This window comes from Acidaminococcus sp. CAG:542 (assembly GCF_000437815.1).
In the GTDB taxonomy this organism is placed as follows: Bacteria; Bacillota; Negativicutes; order Acidaminococcales; family Acidaminococcaceae; genus Acidaminococcus.
Genome location: NZ_FR902005.1, coordinates 3,206 through 4,135 on the forward strand (window position 1 = coordinate 3,206; position 930 = coordinate 4,135).

The 930-nt window shown below is 59.1% G+C and carries 1 protein-coding gene and 1 pseudogene; both read left to right on the forward strand.

The window, feature by feature from the left end; genetic code table 11:
* Window positions 1-208: pseudogene (locus tag QVO43_RS00275) on the forward strand (metallophosphoesterase); the annotation flags it as partial.
* Window positions 209-223: 15 nt separating this feature from the next.
* On the forward strand, window positions 224-930 hold a 707-nt coding region (lgt, locus tag QVO43_RS00280; protein WP_288174241.1), incomplete at its 3' end, for a prolipoprotein diacylglyceryl transferase.

Genomic DNA, 930 nt, shown 5'->3' on the forward strand with positions numbered 1-930 from the left:
CCACTACCCTCCCCTGTACAACCCGGAAGAAGTCACCGGCTTTACGGAACTGTGCAAAAAGTACCAGGTGGAACAGTGCATCTACGGCCATGTCCACGGGGATGCGGCCCATTTCCTGAACCTGTTCCAGGGAGAACGGGACGGCACCCGGTACCGGCTGGTGGCGGCGGATTATGTGGATTTCCATCTGGTGAAGATTTGCGATTGAAGAAAGGGACCCATCGTGCATCAATATCTGTTTTTTGTAGGCGGCTTCCCGGTGCGCATGTACGGGATCATGCTGTGCATCGCCATTTTCATGGCCACCGCCGTGGCTTATTTCCTGGCCTGGCGGGACGGCCGGGGCTGGGAGAAGTACCTGCCGGACATCGGCATCTACGGAGGCTTCTGCGGGCTCATCGGAGCCCGGCTCTGGGATGTGTTTTTCTTTGACTGGGGGTATTACAGTGCCCATCTCCTGGAAATCCCCTTTGTGTGGCAGGGAGGCATGGCCATCCAGGGGGGCATCCTGGGAGGGGTGCTGGGCGGTGCCCTGTACTGCTGGCGGCACAACGTCAACTGGATCGACATGCTGGATGTGATCTGCCCGGCTCTGTTCATCGGTCAGAGCATCGGCCGGATGGCCAACCTGCTGAACGGGGATGCCTTCGGGGCTCCCACGGGAGGAGATTTCGGCATCCTGTATCCGGCAGGGACCCTGGCCCGGGCCACCTACGGAGCGGTTCCCCTGTGGCCGGCAGAAGTGTGGGAAGGCCAGATCGATGTGATCCTTTTTGCTCTGCTGCTGCTGTTCCAGACCACCAGACCCAAAAAAGGACAGCCCTGCTGCCTTTATGTAATGCTCTACAGCCTGCTCCGGTTCTTCCTGGAATTTCTCCGGGGAGATTACGTGGAACCAATGCTGTGGGGCCTCAAAAGCGCCCAAGTCAC